Consider the following 14783-nt stretch of genomic DNA (forward strand, 5'->3'; position numbering starts at 1 on the left):
AAATAATTTTATGTTAGGTTTTAGTTTGTTTCTGCTGTTATTGGGGTTAAGTGCGGCACACTGCTTACAAAGCTTTGCCCGCTTTTAAAACCATAGGCACCGGTAAATCTGGCCGGCACATAATTATTGCCCATTTTAAAAAAGTTAATATTTAACAACCGCTCACCTTTGCACACTACCGCAAACGTGTGTTCATTAATAATGATAGCACCCGGTGGATAGGAATATTGATTAACTAAGCCAACGGAGGCATCCATTATTTTCAGTTCCTGTCCGTTAATAAGGGAAATAGCGCCTATATTCCAGGGGCTGCAGGCTTTAATGGTATCCATAACCTCTGCTGCATTCATCTCTTGCCAATTGATAAAAACATCTTTTAATTCAGGCCGCGGATAATACGCCGCCAGGCTTTCATTCTGTTCGGTAAGGGGCAATTTGTTGCCGCTGTCAATTCCATTCAATATGGCCAGTACACCTTGTACCTGCAGCTGGCCAAACAGCTGGTAAATATTGTCGTAATTATAATGAGGTAGATTGGGGATATTTTGCTGCCAGATGATCGGCCCGCTGTCTAACCGGTCTGTAAGCACATGAATGGCCAACCCTATTTCAGGTCCACCCTTGCGTAATTGCCAGAAAACCGGGGATGGTCCACGAAACTGCGGCAGGGTACCAAAATGAATATTATAGACACCGTATGTTATATGTTTTAGGTATTGTATTTTGACGATATGGCTATAACCCGAAAAAAAAACGATATCGTGCTGCTGTAGCCAGTCATAAAGATCGGCTTTATCGTGCTCAAACGTAAGCCCGATACCTGTAGCATTGCAATAGTTGATCGTTTCAGGAGCACTCTCATGAGGCGCTGTTGAACTACCTACGTAAAGCATGAGCCCTGCTTTCGCCTTATAGTTAGATAAGACCGAAAGCAGGGGCATATACAGCGCTGCTGAATTGGATACAATACCTATTTTCATCAGTTATTGTGCCGTATTCTGTTAATTACGGGCCGGGAATATCCCTTCCAGCGCGATAATAAAAGTTACCGCCAGATATGGTTGCATATTATCATGCGGCTGGGTTCCACCAGCAGGGCCAATTGCGTTAGGAGCCATTGCAGTGTTTACACTTGCTCCAGATACAAAATTTAATGGGGCACCACCAACATCAGGATCTGACGAAACAGCCAGTACATTGATTGTGGGTGAGGGGTTATCTCCCGTGTTTGTACTTGCGTTAAGTGCATGGTTGTGCGTGGGCATTTGGCCAATCATCAATGTCACGTTCTCCTCCCCCGCACTTTCGCCCCAAGTTCTGTTGGTTAAGCCGGGGCCCTGACCCTGGTGTATGGGTGCACGCCCGCGCAGATCAGGTAAGGCAAAGGTTCTGACGCCGTCGCCACCATAAGCTGTGCCCAGGAGAGAGAAAAGTGCCTGATAAGTTGAAATAGCTAAAAGCTGGCCGTTACAAAGTGCCCAGCCGCGCGGTGCAAAACTGCCGGCAAATAATGAAATAGTGCCTAAAAATGGAGTTTCCATAATTTTAAAGGTGATTGGTTTGGTTATTGGATTAGGTTATATGATATAAAAAAAGACATAGCATGTCCCAGCATGCTTAACAAAGCATGAAGCAGTACATCAAAATGATTCTAAAATAGCAAGGGGGTGCTTTGAGTGATTTTCATAATTAAATAGGGTTAAGGTTATTATTGATAAGTAAATGTAATTATATTTAATATTATTATTTCCAGTTCTTTTTATTCACTTTTCCATTTTCAACCATCCCTTATTCAACGCTTAAGCAACAAAAAGCGCTTCGCTGGATCACATATCAAAGGGCGGGTCAACTGAAGATGGGTTAAACGTCAGCTACAATAAAATAAACAATCAACGATTGGATGACCTGAAAAGCCTTAAATTTTGATCAATTCATGCTTTATAGCAAAAAGAATTAACCCTGTCCTGGACTTGATGTCAAATCTTTGAATTAAGGCCTCTCTGTAATTATCAATTGTATGCGGGCTTAAATTCATTTTGTCGGCAATTTCTTTATAAGTCAGTTCCAAACAACAAAGCTCCGTATCTGCCGTTCTTTTTGGTTATTGCATAATAGCGCAGCAATAAGTACACAGTTTTTTTAACTACCAGGCGAAAAGTAAAGCGAACAAATGATTCCGGAGAATTAAAATGATATCCTTCAGGCAGGTCTTCATCCGTTTGTTGTGGATCCAATGATAAATTCCGGATATGATCCGTAACATTTTTTCCTGCTGAAAATACAATACCGGTTTGTATGGGAATTTTAATTAAAAAAGGCTGTATCATAAATCATGATCAGCCTCTTTTTCTTTGATTTATTCGGATACTTAATGTTATGTTAATCACGAATTGATGTATAGTCTTGTGTTGACTCAATTAAAGAAAAGTGGGTTTACATGGTTTACACTTTTATGGTTAACATTGGTTTAATTAATTGCGTATTTCAAAAAAATCATGTAAACCCACTTTTGTATAAATATCCTGTAAAGAACTATTTCCTGTTTAATAGTCCCTTCATAGGCGAGCTTTTTAAGCTCTGTATTGATGGTATCTTCCGTAAATGAGATAACCATATCGTACTGGTTAAAAATTAAGGTATTTTCCATTTTGATTTGTTTAGGTTGTTTCTGAATATGTATTTATAATTGATTTAGCTAAAAAATAAAGGAGAGAAGGGATATTCAGGTTACTGATCTGTCTGCCTGAAAACTCATTTGCCGATAGTCAAAGCTATATGGAAGGGCTATTTTTAAACAGGGTGATAACAGCCTTTATCCGGGGGTGCTAAAGGGGTAATAATTGGGGGAGAACCAAAAGTATATTCAAGGAATAGTTTGTTTGTGCATCAATGGCGCATATCCATGCCGCAAACTTTTAAAAACATGCTCCGAAAAGTTTCGGCAGCCAGTTATAAGCATTATGCGTTTTTCGGTTGAAGGTTAATATAAGGGCTATGGCATATTCGGCTTTAGGCGGGTGCGCAAGCGTTTTTAAAACTGTTTTATTTTTACTTGCAAAGGCGTTAAACCAGTGTAAGATTTAAACTCTTTAATAAAGTGTGCCTGATCATAATAACCGCATTCAAAAGCTACTGTAGTAAGCGGTGCGCGGGATGAGCGTAACAATTCAAGGCTCTTGTTAAACCGTTGAACAGAAAAAAACTTTTGAGGCGTTATACCAACCCAATCCATAAAAAGTTTCTGAATATAACGATCTGAAAATCCATAATGTGTTGACAAATTTTGTATACTAAATTTATCTTCGGTAGAAACGTATTTACATAAATGCTCAACTAATTTCAATTGACGATTACTCTTTTTATTCATGACCAGTCGTTGAATTAAGAATGCTTCCAAAACTTCCACCTTCTGTTCTATAGAACGTTGTTCCATTAAGCGATTATAAAAATCGTCCGACTCTCTGTTGAAAATATCACAGAGATCAATCGATTCATTGGTAAAATCGGAAACCGGGTTTGGAAAGAAAAGTGAACTGGCATGCGAATGGAATCGCGTTATCAGGCAGGTATTACCCTTCGTGAGAGCGGCCGTAGTCGGAATCGTCCAATGGCCCAACACCTCCAAACTAGGCACCTTCATGGAATTATTTCCCCGGTGCCTTACAGTATCATTAGTGGAGATATCTATACAGAGTTCTACACACCCGCTGGGATACATAACTTCCAGGACATCTGTATCATGGCGACATGTCCAGTAGTTTTTCACAAAGGGTTTTAAAATATCTGATGGAAAGAATACCCGATCTCTCATAAATAAAGATAATAATATTACGAAAAATATCATTTTCAATTCAAAGGATAATATCGTATCTGTTCGTTCTTTTACAATTTTTCTTGTAGATCTGATTTTACTTTTGTTAAAAACAAATCAAAATTTATCAAGATGAAAAATTGCAAAAAATTTTTACTGGTTCTCGCCCTGGTATTCGTGTGTTTTATAGCAAACGCCCAATCGGATAAGGGAAATGCTTTAAAGGAGGCGACAAAAGAAATTGCCGCAAGCAATGCTACTTATTTTATCGCAATTGCCAAAAATGACGGATCCATTCTTAATCATTATGCAGATGATGCTTGTTTGCTACCACCAAACTCTCCCATCCTGTGCGGCCATACCGAACTATCAAAGTTTTTTAAGGATGGATACGAAAAGTATGGCCTCAGGGGAGGTAAATTCATCACCAAAAATATTTACGGAGATGGCCGGGATTATGTTACCGAAGAGGGGCTTTGGCAGTCTTTTGATGCTCAAGGAAAAGTATTTGACGATGGTAAATTTTTAGTTCTTTGGAAGAAGACCAAAAATGGCTGGAAAATGTTCCGGGATTCATTCAGTAGTAATCGCACTCAAAAATAGAATAGAAAGCCCTTAATTTATGCAGGCATAAATTAAAAAATCCCGGCTGTATCACACAACCGGGATTGAACCAAGAAACACAACCAGACTTTGGATGAACAATCTTTAAATTAGCCTATGGCCTTTGTTAAAAAACGTAGAATATACTGGCTTGGATATTAGTGTTTTTAAAATCGTTATTGATAGTAGTACTGGTAAAATTACCCACTTTTGAAATACCGTAAACGTACCGGGCACCGATACCCAAACCAATTTTTGACTGGTATCCTATCCCACCTACAGCTGCTCCATCTATTTTTTTAGCAAAATCGGTACCGCTGTACCCTGCTACTTCTTCTTTGAGCTTTATACCCACCTGGGCGCCTCCCTCAACATAGAAACCAGAGTTGGTGCGGTATTTAAGCAAGAATGGCACGGTCATGTAAGATAGCTTAAGGTTTTGGGCGCCAAGCGCGCCGTCAGTAATTTTAGCTCCTTGCTGAGAGTATAAAAATTCTTCCTGGATCAAAAAGTTATTGGTGATCTTGAAAGCCACTGTAGCACCGGCATGAAAACCAGCCAGATAATCGGTACCAAAATTGGCCTTGTCAAAATTACTGTAATTACCACCGGCCTTAATACCGAACTCTAATTTTGAGGTTATTTTTTGGAAGAAGGTCTGACTGAAGCCTTTCGTGGACACCAGAACAAAACAAATTAACATTAAGATTAGCTTTTTCATAAATTTCATTTAAAAGTTTGAGATACTATTTGCAACACGGGGCCGCACTTATTTTTTTATTTAGGCCAAAGGTGGGTCTTTATAGGTAGGTGTAGAAGGAAAAGGTAACCGAAGCGGGCAAAGTTGACCCGGAAGAGGCGTAAAGGCATTTGAATAAAATCAACAAATAGCTATTTCGGAAGAGCCGTATCTACAAAACAGTAAAAGCCTGACATGCTACCAGTTAACACATCAGGCTTTTTATCGATGAAAGGAAAATATCGGGATAGTAGCTCAAGCTTTAGCTAACCAGTTGAGAAACTGGGACGCCTTTCCTTTGCTGACCACAACCCGTTCGCCAAAAGCTATATTAAGGTTAAGTGATAATTTCCTGGAAAAAAAACTGGACACGTCAATGATAGCTTTACGGCTAACCAAAAACTGCCGGTTTGCCCTGAAAAAATAATTCCCGCTTAATTTTTCCAATTCATCCAGGTTTTTATTGGGATAAAAGGTTTTGCCCGAAAAGGTCAATAAATTGGTCACCTCGTTCGCCAGATAAAACAGGGCTATGTCTTCCAGCTTTATTGGAATGATCTTATCCTGATGATATACTAGTACGGAAGATGACTTTTGTGTACCCCTATCGGCCAGCATTTCCAACAAGGCGTTATATTGAGGCCCCTGATCAGCCGAAAATAGTTTTTTAAGCTCCTCGTATCGTTGCAAAGCCCGCTCCAGCGTTTGTGTTGTAAAAGGCTTCAGGATGTAATCTATCCCGTTAGCCTTAAAGGCATCCAGGGCATACTCATCATAAGCAGTACAAAAAATTACCGGAGCCGAAACGGTTACCTCGATAAATATCTCAAAACTTAAACCATCTCCTAATTGAATATCGCTAAAGATGAGGTCGGGAGATGGATTACTCTTGAGGTAAACAACAGCCTCTTTGACGGAATGAAGCTGCACTATACTTACCGGGCCATTTATTAATTGGTTAATACTAAACTCAAGATCGTCGGCAACTACCCGTTCATCCTCTATGATCACTATATTCATTGGTCAATAATTTTATACTTACAGAAAATGTGCTTTTATCTTCTTTGATCAGGATCTCATCGCCCGATAATAGACTGTATCGCTCGGCAAGGTTAGCAAGACCGTGAAAGGTAGAGGAAACATTAACCGATTTTTTCTGCAGGTTATTATATACGACTATTCGCTCCTCCAGGCAAAAAATGTGCACGATCAATGGTGCCTCCTGGGTAAGATCGTTATGCTTGATCGCGTTCTCCAACAGCGGCTGCAATGAAAAAGATGGCAAATAGTGATCTTTCCGTATTTTGTCCGGTACATCAATGGTACAATCCAATGCGGTACCAAACCTGATCTTCTGCATTTCCAGGTAATCACTAAGAAGAGCCAGTTCATCGTTCAGACTGGATACCTTGGCGGCATGATTATAGACAGAGGCTCTTAAAAAATTGGCTAAATGCACTATATAAATATCACCAGCACATGGATCTTTCCGGTAGAGGGCCTTAAGAGTATTTAACGCGTTGAACAAAAAGTGGGGATGTATCTGTTGTTTTAAAAGCAGGTTGGCGGCTTCTGCATTCGCAGTTTTTAGTTTTGACAGTTCTAGCCCCGCACGTGCTTTATCATAATGCAGGATGATAAAATCATGGAAAATAACAATAACGGTATTAACAACCACGCTGGAAACAACAAATATGGAAGGAAATACAAGGAAAGGATAAGAGTCGCTTTTTTTAGAGATGTGATCGAATACTGGTGACAGCGCAATATAAATTACCGCACTGGCCGCATAAGTGTATAAAAGACGGTACGCCTTGAATCGTTTGGTTTCAGTGTTATACCTCCGCTCCAAAAAAATTAAAATACTCACATTGGCAAAGCCAACCAGGCCGATACCCACCCCCGTCATCACTGTATAAAATATCTTGTGCATAGGTATGTCTTCCAGCAAAAAAACAAAATACACCGATGAGATGGCCGTAAAAGCCGCCACCAGTAACCAATTAAGACGAACAAGGTTTTTGATTGGTAACGTTGAATCCATAGACACAAATGTAAGTAATCGTAATAATGAAGTAAGTAATTCTGTACCGAAGCGGGCAAAAACAACATCGAACATCACTTTTAGCCATTTAAAAAGTTGTGAGCGTTAAATCTTCTTCACTCCTATTCCCCCATCGGCATTCGCTACCGCGTTTCTACTCCCGGCCAGCCCTGATTTTATTAAAACCGTTTATTGAAACATTCAGTTGGCATTTTGCCCGCTTCCATGTGTTTTTAATAGAACACGATGTTTAATGCCAATACCTTCGCTTTCAAATGAATGTTAAATTTTAAAAAATCAACAAAATGAAAAAGACAACTGCATTCGGTATTACCCTGTTTATCTGTCTGCTGTTCATCCTCTTTGCTTCTTACACAAAAGCGCAGGAAACACAAATAAAAGTTACAGATATCCGGTCGGGAAAGGGAAAGATCATCCTTAACGTATTTAAAGACAATGATTCATACGACAAGAATCAGCCGTACAAAAAACTCACGTTTGACAAAAAGACTTTGGTCAACGGGACATTGAATGTGCATTTTGGTTTAGAACCCGGTGTGTATGGAATAACCCTTGTTGATGACGAAAATGAAGATGGTAAGATCAATAAGAATTTCGTGGGAATACCTAAAGAAGGGTTTGGGTTTTCAAACTTCTTTATGACTAAAATGAAAAAGCCATCATTCGACGACTTTAAAGTTGATTTAAAATCTCCCGAACACCAGATTGAGATCAAAGTAAAATACATGTAAATCGAGTATCACGGCAAAGCTGGTATAAGATTGAATACCATGTCGTGTATTCATTAATTTCTGAGTTAACACAAAATAATTAAACAAGTACTATCATGAAAAAAAATAAAATTCATTACAACATATTGATTGGAGCAGCGCTATTGGTAACCGTTATATCCTTTTCTTCCTGCAAGAAAAATGATGTTAATCCATCAGAGACCTTTGATATCAAGGTAGTCAATGCATCAGAAACTTCTGGTGCGCAGAGTTTTACCCTGGCAGATAAAGTATTGGTTAACGGGGGCCTTGATTTTACGGATGCTTCTGATTATATCAGTACAAACTCCGGTACCCGGCTGGTTGAGCAGTTCAAAAATACAGCTTCGGGTACTGTCACGGCAACAGGCGAGATCTGGACAGACAACGGCAAAAGATTTACTGTATACCTGGTTGGTGAAGGATCAAAATCCCGGGTTAAAGAGTTTGAGGATAAGCTGACGATACCGCCCAGCGGCATGGCAAGGGTAAAATTCCTGCATTTGAGTGATGGTGCACCATCTGTGATCAATATCAAAGATGCCAATGGCGACAACCTCGTGACCACCCTCGCCGAAAATACCGACAGCGGTTACTCTAACGTTGCTCCCGGTACACTTTCCATTAAAATTTATGGGGTGGCCTCCAGAAATAACATCGGTAATTTTGATGTAACCGATCTTCAGGCCGGGAAAATTTACTCCATTTATCTTACTGGTTCTACAGACGCTAATCTTAGCGTACATAAGGTATTACATAATTAAAAGCGATTAAAACCATATAGCCCCATTCCCGGATCATTGACAGATTCTGGAATGGGTGTATGAATCCGGTTACAAAAGAGTAGACAATGAGTAATTTTCCTGAAAACATAATTTCTGTTGTAGCAGGTAGCGGAACTACCTGCTACAACATTATAACAGCATTATTAAGTAACAATGCTACAGTAATTGTTCCCATTAAAAGTTATGATGAGATACAATCTCTTCAAGAAATCACTGCCAGTGTTACATTGGGCGAGTTAGTTCCTGTATTAGCAGATATTCCTGATCATCATAGAGCCAACCATTTTTTTGAAGACATTGAAGGGCGGTTTGGGCAAATAAACTTAACGATAATAGTGTTTGATAATGATTATTCCGATAGTCGGCTTACAGAAACTACCTATGAAGAATGGGAAAGAATGCAGCGAAATAGCATATCAGCCTGTTTCATAGTTGGTAAAGTTATACTTGAGTTTATGAAACGAAACGCTCAGGGTATTTATCGAAATGCACATGGTATTTACATAGCTGTTAGTCATACATCTTCACCTGATCATGTAAAAATCTCCCCACTTAATGTTATCGCGGCACATATGCAGGCAGAACTATCTAAAATATTTGCAGAAGAAATTAAGTACACCGGCATCAAATATTATCATGTTTTTGCCGATGATTTTAATACAGGGGCAGATGATTATGATATTGCCACATACATTATTGATCTGTGCGCAACATAACTGAACACTTTATAACTAATTTATAAATAGCCTCTTACGAATAATGAGATCCGGACCGTATTTATTGCTTTTGAGCTTTTTAATAATGGGTAAGGCATTTGGCCAGACCAAGGTTGATACTGCCTACATAGAAACGTATGCAGAAAAAATGTCCGTAACCGGATTTGTTTCCACAAATTCCTTAGAAATAAAACAGGATCATGCTTATTATAAACCCAATTATCCGATCAATGTTGGGTTGGATTTCGCAATAAAAAATACCGTCATTGACCTGGAATTGGCTTATGGTATTGCCCCTCTCCGGAAAAAAGAATTTGGAAAAACACGGTCGTTTGATTTTCAGCTCCATCGTTATGGGCGACATTTCGTATTAGATCTGTTTTACCAAAACTATAAAGGCTTTTACCAGGAAAATACAGAGATAAAGCTTTACCCGAATATGTTGGTGAGGCAAATTGGTGCCGAGGGTACTTATATTTTTAATGGCAACAAATTTTCGGCCAGGGCGGCTTTTGAACAAAGCGAAAAACAGTTGAAAGCCGCCGGCAGTTTTGTACTCGGTGGGGCAATTTATCTGGATAAGATAGCCTTTGAAAAAGATCTGCCGGTTACGGATCAAAACCATATCCAGAACCTTCAATTAGGAGGTAGCATGGGTTATGCTTATTCCTGGCCCATCAATGATCGTTGGCTGATGTCTGGTATAGCAACCGGGGGAATCAATGTAGGGAATGAAACAGAATTACTTCAAAAAGTAAAAATAAGAGCATATCCTACAGCCTTCGCACGTGGATCGGCCGGGTACCATAAATCCGATTGGGCTGCTGCTTTTTCCTTTTTGATCAATAGTAAATCATTGTCTGGTTTGCAAAATAACAGTCTCAACCTCACATCTATCAGTATGCAGCTTTCCTATGTAAAACATTTTAACAGTCTTTCCCGAAAAAAAAAGTTATAGGCATTCTGTAAAAGTCCACAGTAATTACTTTTTAAACAGACCTACGCCTGATGGTTTAATTTTAAGTATATCGCCCTTTTTGTCAAAGTTTAAACTATCCAAACATAATTCCCGCAGTACATATTGCTCTTTTTGCGGATGGATGTGATGGTATAAAATATAATACTGCCCTTGCTCTTTAAAAACAGTGTGATGCCCCGGACCCAGGGTTGTGCTATCGGGAGTAGTTGAAAGTATAGGATCATTAGGACCTTCTGTCCACGGGCCAAATGGTGTTTTACCTGTGGAATACCGAACCTGGTAAGTGCCGTCAATAGCTTTCCCGTACGAATACATTAAATAGTATAAACCATTACGCTTTACCATATGTGGCGCTTCAAAATAGTGCGGTGGAGTGATCTCTTGTGGAATGCCGTCAAAGGTTACCATGTCTTTTTTCAGTTTAACAGCCATGCAATGACCATTCACCCAGTTAAAGCCCGAACCCCAATATAAATAAGCGTCGCCATTGTCGTCAATAAAACAATCCGCATCAATATTATGCACTTTCGGAAAATCTGTTTTGCTTACCAGCGGCGAATTATCCGCCTTCGCGTTTTTCCAGGGGCCAAGAGGACGGTCGCTAACGCCAACCCATATTTCACTACCTACGGCCACATACATATAAAACTTATCCCTGAATTTTCGGACTGATGGCGCCCAAACCATAGCATCTCCAGAAGTTGGACTTGTACATGCTTTTTTGGTGGGCCAGTTGATATGCCTGCTTACAAATGTTTTAAAATCCTTTGTTTCTAAAACCCCCAGCTCGTTACTTCCCCAGGGATCGATGGTTGCATAAATATAGTATACACCTTTATCCTTAATCACCGTTGGGTCGGCATAATAACCTTTTATAATGGGATTTTCAATACGTTTTTCCTGCGCCAAACAGTTAAGCGCGGTAATAAACAATAGTAAAAGTAATGCAGGTGATGTTAGGGTGCAGTTCTTTGTCATGTGTAAATAAAATGTTCAATTTACAGTTTTTTAGTTCTTCGGCAATAATTCTTTAATTGATCACCTGTTCTAAAAGCGAAGCTCCACTCTACTGAAGTTTTCTTATTTTTTAAGAGATATAGCTTATTTTATTCTTGTTTATAGCTTTTTAATGTACCATCGGTATTAAACCCGATTGAGTACATACTGCGGTCGCCTGTAATATAGTTTGGGAACCAATTTATTTGATTATTTCGTATGGTAATAAAAACTAAGGATAAAGGGGCGGCCCCCTCTACTTTTAGCGCTTTTCCCTTATAGATCCGGGCAACCTTGGCCACATTGCTAAAGCTGAAAGTATTGAGCGAGATTAGCTGGGATTGTATATTATTATTTACCGATTGTGGTTCTGGCGTAGGGCCAGACCAGGTGCCAATATACCTGTAAGCATCTACATATTTAGGATTTTGCGGATTCTGGAGCTTGGCAAGGATGAGGCCATTGTCAAAAAAATGAACCGTAGCGTAAAGAAAAATTTCTTTCCCAGCATATTGAGGGAGTTTCCGTAACGCCATCTCTGCCTGTTCTAATTTTTTAGCGTCGGTTAAAAAACCTGTACTTAATAGTTGCTGATAAGTATGAAATATGGTATCTATCTGGGTAGTACTGGTAGTATTACTACTACTTGTTGTTTTAGTGATACTGGTATACTCGCCTGATGTTCCCGGTTCGTTATCCTTAGTCCGTTTGTTAATTACAGAATCATTAGGGTTAATGGTTTCTTTAACACTTTGTGATATTTGCTTACAGCTTAAAATAAAAGCAACGCAAATGATGACGAATATTGATTGCTTCATTTTCATTAGCTGATTTCATCTAAGTCGCTTGCAAAGGCAATACGAGTGGCATCCTCCCTGAGATAAAAAATATCGATAGTCTTCTGCCTGGTAATATCCAGATCCAGCAAATCAATAATCTTTTTTATGTGGGCCTTATGTATTTGTTGTTGTTCGTCAGTATATTCCAGGTTAAATTCAATCTGCGGTTGTTCATTCACATACAAACCAGTTTGGCTCGCGCCGATGAGCCTGGCGGTGGTTCTTATCCCTTTAAATTTAATGAGTGGGGCATCTTTTGAGCTTCCACCGAATTTACCCATGAGTGTTTCCAGAAAGCCATAAAACAAGATCACAGCAGGGCAAATCAGGAGCGGGTGCCAAAAGGCCATAAAACGCCAGCCTGCGCCATAGTTTTCTAAGTGATAAGAAAAGATATAATAACCCGCGATGAGCGCCAAAAGCGCTAACCAGCCTAATGTTATCAGCGCAATAATGGTTTTGTTTATGGTAACATCTGAGTTTGCAAAAATAAAATAAGGAATACGCTTCATGTCCTTATCAATAAGGATGGCTGTCTTTTTACCAACTTCAAACCGGTGCTCATGCGGTTTACCATCGTTTACGGCGGCTTTTTGTACAATCGGTGTACCTACTAAATTCTTAAATGACAAAGCGAGCTCGTAACTATCACAGTCATTATCCCGAATGGGGATTTTGACTGAAGATAAAATGTCAGCCTCTCTATGTACCCCTTCTGTTTTTAGTTGTTCTATATTTTGTTTGGCAACAAAGGGATAAACTATCCATTTACGAAAATAACGGGTCAAAAGGATGCTCCAAAGCACCATGGATACCGCCAAAAGAGCAAAGGCCAGCCAGGGATCTTTATCCTTAAGTTCCATGATATCCGACTCGCTTTTAATGTTGTAATACAAAAGCATAGGAAAAGGAACCGCAAAGAAAAATGCATAAAGCATATGGAATATAGAAAAAGCACGTCCCATTTTTTGAGTGTTAGGTATATAATATCTCTTCTATCGCACCCAGTATCTCTATCTCATAGCGCTTCTGCTCCTCTTTTCCTTTCCGGGTCTCCAGGAAAAAATCACTGATGGCATAATTTTTTCCGTACCTGTCTTTTTTGTTCGACATCACATAGTGCAATTCGCAGTTAACCGTTTCGGGCAGCAGATGCACATCTTCAAATGACATGAGTTTTCTAGAATACAGACCCGGTATTTTCAAGTATACCTCCCTGTTCAAAGGGTCAAAAACATAGGTAAGATTTACTTTAAATAAAAGATCGTACAAGGCACAAATGGTAAAAAGAATACCGAAACATTGTATAAGTCTGCGTAATTCATAATTTAACACCCACACTTCTGGTAGCGCAAAGGCTATCAGCGCCAGCAGCACACAAATAACAATTTTGTTCCGGTATCTTCGGTTAGGTTGAAAGTTCAGTGTACCATTTATATATTTCAGGTTGTACGATATCATTATTTATGCTTCAGGCGTAAGCTATTATTATCTATCCCCATAATTTGCGCAGCTTCGTCTATAACCCTCTGCAAGGGTTTGGTAAAAAACATGGTTTGATGCAGGAGTAAGTTTCGCTGCTTACCATTTTTTTCTATGATCATCGCCGCCGTTGCATTAATGGTGATCAACAGGGTTTGTTTGGTGATCAGGAAATTCTGAAAATCCTCAAAGCGAAAAACATTAGGCGATGTAAAGAAAAAGGATTGCGCTGTGATAGTACGGGCAACTACATCAAACCGGGTAACGGCACTGGCTCGTAACAAGATAATGAGCCCAAGTATGGCGAATAAAGCACACACAACCTTATTACCATTGGTTTTGTTGCCATACAGGTAAGCAATTATTGCAATTGCAAACAAAAATACGGCAACAGCATAGTACAACCCCTTTTGCGGTGTTTTGATATAAACATTCCCTTCCTGGTTAAAATATTTAAATGATTGCATAATGCAGGTTTAAAATGCCTGAATAAGGTATTAATTTCAAGTATAGATGCTTTATTAGCCTATGAATGAAAAACTTTTCTCGAATGCTTTACCAAAAACAGGTATTGGTTTTTGTGCGCTATTAGCAGCATTAATTATCCCTAGTACCCAAAATATAAAAATCACCCAGCCAACCATACCTAAGAAAGATAAAGCAGGCACCATAGACCCTATAAAACTCAAAACCACATTAAGGATAATACTCACGATGGCCAACCCTAAAGATTGTTTCAAATGATATTTAAGCAAGCTGTCTGCTTTATCTTTTCCCGAAAAATAAGCGATCAGCCATCCTATCAATGTGATGTAGGAAACGATAGATAATGTTTTGTTGTTCATGGTTTTCGTATTTGATTTTTAGCCGGCGATATTGCCACAACAAAATTGATGACTGTTGGCCGTCGATTCCAAACTTTAGCATCCTACAAAGTGTCTACCTCCATTAGAAAATCATCTACAATACGTCTACAATATTTATAACATACTCATTATAAGATAATTATAAATAGTAAA

The 14783-nt window shown here is 39.1% G+C and carries 20 protein-coding genes and 1 pseudogene; 5 read left to right on the top strand and 16 right to left on the bottom strand.

The features are described from left to right. Positions 1 to 20: 20 nt before the first annotated feature. The 7 genes and pseudogenes from AC57BQ_RS10215 to AC57BQ_RS10245 all read right to left on the bottom strand — a co-directional run. Entirely contained in the window at positions 21 to 980 is a 960-nt protein-coding gene (locus AC57BQ_RS10215) for a methionyl-tRNA formyltransferase (protein ID WP_496406180.1), read from the bottom strand. Positions 981 to 1001: 21 nt separating this feature from the next. Next, a complete protein-coding gene (locus tag AC57BQ_RS10220) occupies positions 1002 to 1541 on the bottom strand; it encodes a phage tail protein (protein WP_496406181.1) in 540 nt (179 codons plus the stop codon). 374 nt (positions 1542 to 1915) lie between these two features. Further along, positions 1916 to 2035 (bottom strand): hypothetical protein, encoded by a 120-nt coding sequence (locus AC57BQ_RS10225; protein ID WP_496409469.1) that lies wholly within the window; start codon positions 2033 to 2035, stop codon positions 1916 to 1918. A gap of 16 nt (positions 2036 to 2051) precedes the next feature. Beyond that, complete coding sequence (locus AC57BQ_RS10230; RefSeq protein ID WP_496409501.1) at positions 2052 to 2327, bottom strand: hypothetical protein; 276 nt, start codon at positions 2325 to 2327, stop codon at positions 2052 to 2054. Between the two features lie 140 nt (positions 2328 to 2467). Further along, a complete protein-coding gene (locus tag AC57BQ_RS10235) occupies positions 2468 to 2647 on the bottom strand; it encodes a hypothetical protein (RefSeq protein WP_496406182.1) in 180 nt (59 codons plus the stop codon). 384 nt (positions 2648 to 3031) lie between these two features. Beyond that, positions 3032 to 3433 (bottom strand): helix-turn-helix domain-containing protein, encoded by a 402-nt coding sequence (locus AC57BQ_RS10240; RefSeq protein ID WP_496409470.1) that lies wholly within the window; start codon positions 3431 to 3433, stop codon positions 3032 to 3034. A gap of 60 nt (positions 3434 to 3493) precedes the next feature. After that, positions 3494 to 3844: pseudogene (locus AC57BQ_RS10245) on the bottom strand (DUF6597 domain-containing transcriptional factor); the annotation flags it as partial. A 99-nt stretch (positions 3845 to 3943) separates the two neighbouring features. Between AC57BQ_RS10245 and AC57BQ_RS10250 the strand changes: the two are divergent. Next, complete coding sequence (locus AC57BQ_RS10250) at positions 3944 to 4414, top strand: YybH family protein (protein WP_496406183.1); 471 nt, start codon at positions 3944 to 3946, stop codon at positions 4412 to 4414. A gap of 127 nt (positions 4415 to 4541) precedes the next feature. On the opposite strand, the gene AC57BQ_RS10255 is transcribed toward AC57BQ_RS10250, so the two are convergent. From AC57BQ_RS10255 to AC57BQ_RS10265, 3 genes are all read right to left on the bottom strand, one after another. Next, entirely contained in the window at positions 4542 to 5135 is a 594-nt protein-coding gene (locus tag AC57BQ_RS10255; protein ID WP_496406184.1) for a porin family protein, read from the bottom strand. A 273-nt stretch (positions 5136 to 5408) separates the two neighbouring features. Then, complete coding sequence (locus AC57BQ_RS10260) at positions 5409 to 6173, bottom strand: LytR/AlgR family response regulator transcription factor (protein ID WP_496406185.1); 765 nt, start codon at positions 6171 to 6173, stop codon at positions 5409 to 5411. Next, complete coding sequence (locus tag AC57BQ_RS10265) at positions 6148 to 7197, bottom strand: sensor histidine kinase (protein ID WP_496406186.1); 1050 nt, start codon at positions 7195 to 7197, stop codon at positions 6148 to 6150. Before AC57BQ_RS10265 ends, AC57BQ_RS10260 begins: the two co-directional genes overlap by 26 nt. Positions 7198 to 7502: 305 nt before the next feature. On the opposite strand from AC57BQ_RS10265, the gene AC57BQ_RS10270 reads away from it, so the two are divergent. The 4 genes from AC57BQ_RS10270 to AC57BQ_RS10285 all read left to right on the top strand — a co-directional run bounded on the left by AC57BQ_RS10270 (position 7503) and on the right by AC57BQ_RS10285 (position 10426). Next, positions 7503 to 7949, top strand: a complete 447-nt coding sequence (locus AC57BQ_RS10270) for a DUF2141 domain-containing protein (RefSeq protein WP_496406187.1) — start codon at positions 7503 to 7505, stop codon at positions 7947 to 7949. Positions 7950 to 8044: 95 nt separating this feature from the next. After that, positions 8045 to 8731, top strand: a complete 687-nt coding sequence (locus AC57BQ_RS10275) for a DUF4397 domain-containing protein (RefSeq protein WP_496406188.1) — start codon at positions 8045 to 8047, stop codon at positions 8729 to 8731. A gap of 86 nt (positions 8732 to 8817) precedes the next feature. Continuing rightward, on the top strand, positions 8818 to 9468 hold the full coding sequence (locus AC57BQ_RS10280) for a Rossmann-fold NAD(P)-binding domain-containing protein (protein ID WP_496406189.1): 651 nt from the start codon (positions 8818 to 8820) through the stop codon (positions 9466 to 9468). Positions 9469 to 9553: 85 nt separating this feature from the next. Next, positions 9554 to 10426 carry a DUF4421 family protein gene (locus AC57BQ_RS10285; RefSeq protein WP_496406190.1) on the top strand — a complete coding sequence of 291 codons (873 nt, stop codon included), beginning with the start codon at positions 9554 to 9556 and terminating at the stop codon, positions 10424 to 10426. A gap of 24 nt (positions 10427 to 10450) precedes the next feature. On the opposite strand, the gene AC57BQ_RS10290 is transcribed toward AC57BQ_RS10285, so the two are convergent. The 6 genes from AC57BQ_RS10290 to AC57BQ_RS10315 form a co-directional block, all read right to left on the bottom strand. Beyond that, a complete protein-coding gene (locus tag AC57BQ_RS10290; RefSeq protein WP_496406191.1) occupies positions 10451 to 11425 on the bottom strand; it encodes a family 43 glycosylhydrolase in 975 nt (324 codons plus the stop codon). Positions 11426 to 11553: 128 nt separating this feature from the next. After that, positions 11554 to 12261 carry a hypothetical protein gene (locus AC57BQ_RS10295; protein ID WP_496406192.1) on the bottom strand — a complete coding sequence of 236 codons (708 nt, stop codon included), beginning with the start codon at positions 12259 to 12261 and terminating at the stop codon, positions 11554 to 11556. A 5-nt stretch (positions 12262 to 12266) separates the two neighbouring features. Then, the gene (locus tag AC57BQ_RS10300; RefSeq protein ID WP_496406193.1) at positions 12267 to 13145 is read right to left on the bottom strand and encodes a hypothetical protein; all 879 of its coding nucleotides are present in this window, start codon (positions 13143 to 13145) and stop codon (positions 12267 to 12269) included. A gap of 112 nt (positions 13146 to 13257) precedes the next feature. Next, positions 13258 to 13743: a hypothetical protein gene (locus tag AC57BQ_RS10305; protein WP_496406194.1), complete on the bottom strand. Its 486-nt coding sequence runs from the start codon at positions 13741 to 13743 to the stop codon at positions 13258 to 13260. After that, positions 13743 to 14231: a hypothetical protein gene (locus AC57BQ_RS10310; RefSeq protein WP_496406195.1), complete on the bottom strand. Its 489-nt coding sequence runs from the start codon at positions 14229 to 14231 to the stop codon at positions 13743 to 13745. The genes AC57BQ_RS10305 and AC57BQ_RS10310 overlap by 1 nt, the downstream gene beginning before the upstream one ends. A gap of 54 nt (positions 14232 to 14285) precedes the next feature. Next, positions 14286 to 14609 (bottom strand): magnetosome magnetite crystal formation protein family, encoded by a 324-nt coding sequence (locus AC57BQ_RS10315; RefSeq protein WP_496406196.1) that lies wholly within the window; start codon positions 14607 to 14609, stop codon positions 14286 to 14288. Between the last annotated feature and the right edge of the window lie 174 nt (positions 14610 to 14783).

This window comes from Mucilaginibacter sp. BGA-UO-ETr-C110 (assembly GCF_059567985.1).

Excerpts from the sequence above, each read along its gene's own strand:
- AC57BQ_RS10215 (WP_496406180.1), bottom strand. The coding sequence starts at position 980 with ATGAAAATAGGTATTGTATCCAATTCAGCAGCGCTGTATATGCCCCTG.
- AC57BQ_RS10220 (WP_496406181.1), bottom strand. The coding sequence starts at position 1,541 with ATGGAAACTCCATTTTTAGGCACTATTTCATTATTTGCCGGCAGTTTT.
- AC57BQ_RS10225 (WP_496409469.1), bottom strand. The coding sequence starts at position 2,035 with ATGAATTTAAGCCCGCATACAATTGATAATTACAGAGAGGCCTTAATT.
- AC57BQ_RS10230 (WP_496409501.1), bottom strand. The coding sequence starts at position 2,327 with ATGATACAGCCTTTTTTAATTAAAATTCCCATACAAACCGGTATTGTA.
- AC57BQ_RS10235 (WP_496406182.1), bottom strand. The coding sequence starts at position 2,647 with ATGGAAAATACCTTAATTTTTAACCAGTACGATATGGTTATCTCATTT.
- AC57BQ_RS10240 (WP_496409470.1), bottom strand. The coding sequence starts at position 3,433 with ATGGAACAACGTTCTATAGAACAGAAGGTGGAAGTTTTGGAAGCATTC.
- AC57BQ_RS10250 (WP_496406183.1), top strand. The coding sequence starts at position 3,944 with ATGAAAAATTGCAAAAAATTTTTACTGGTTCTCGCCCTGGTATTCGTG.
- AC57BQ_RS10255 (WP_496406184.1), bottom strand. The coding sequence starts at position 5,135 with ATGAAAAAGCTAATCTTAATGTTAATTTGTTTTGTTCTGGTGTCCACG.
- AC57BQ_RS10260 (WP_496406185.1), bottom strand. The coding sequence starts at position 6,173 with ATGAATATAGTGATCATAGAGGATGAACGGGTAGTTGCCGACGATCTT.
- AC57BQ_RS10265 (WP_496406186.1), bottom strand. The coding sequence starts at position 7,197 with ATGGATTCAACGTTACCAATCAAAAACCTTGTTCGTCTTAATTGGTTA.
- AC57BQ_RS10270 (WP_496406187.1), top strand. The coding sequence starts at position 7,503 with ATGAAAAAGACAACTGCATTCGGTATTACCCTGTTTATCTGTCTGCTG.
- AC57BQ_RS10275 (WP_496406188.1), top strand. The coding sequence starts at position 8,045 with ATGAAAAAAAATAAAATTCATTACAACATATTGATTGGAGCAGCGCTA.
- AC57BQ_RS10280 (WP_496406189.1), top strand. The coding sequence starts at position 8,818 with ATGAGTAATTTTCCTGAAAACATAATTTCTGTTGTAGCAGGTAGCGGA.
- AC57BQ_RS10285 (WP_496406190.1), top strand. The coding sequence starts at position 9,554 with ATGGGTAAGGCATTTGGCCAGACCAAGGTTGATACTGCCTACATAGAA.
- AC57BQ_RS10290 (WP_496406191.1), bottom strand. The coding sequence starts at position 11,425 with ATGACAAAGAACTGCACCCTAACATCACCTGCATTACTTTTACTATTG.
- AC57BQ_RS10295 (WP_496406192.1), bottom strand. The coding sequence starts at position 12,261 with ATGAAGCAATCAATATTCGTCATCATTTGCGTTGCTTTTATTTTAAGC.
- AC57BQ_RS10300 (WP_496406193.1), bottom strand. The coding sequence starts at position 13,145 with ATGGAACTTAAGGATAAAGATCCCTGGCTGGCCTTTGCTCTTTTGGCG.
- AC57BQ_RS10305 (WP_496406194.1), bottom strand. The coding sequence starts at position 13,743 with ATGATATCGTACAACCTGAAATATATAAATGGTACACTGAACTTTCAA.
- AC57BQ_RS10310 (WP_496406195.1), bottom strand. The coding sequence starts at position 14,231 with ATGCAATCATTTAAATATTTTAACCAGGAAGGGAATGTTTATATCAAA.
- AC57BQ_RS10315 (WP_496406196.1), bottom strand. The coding sequence starts at position 14,609 with ATGAACAACAAAACATTATCTATCGTTTCCTACATCACATTGATAGGA.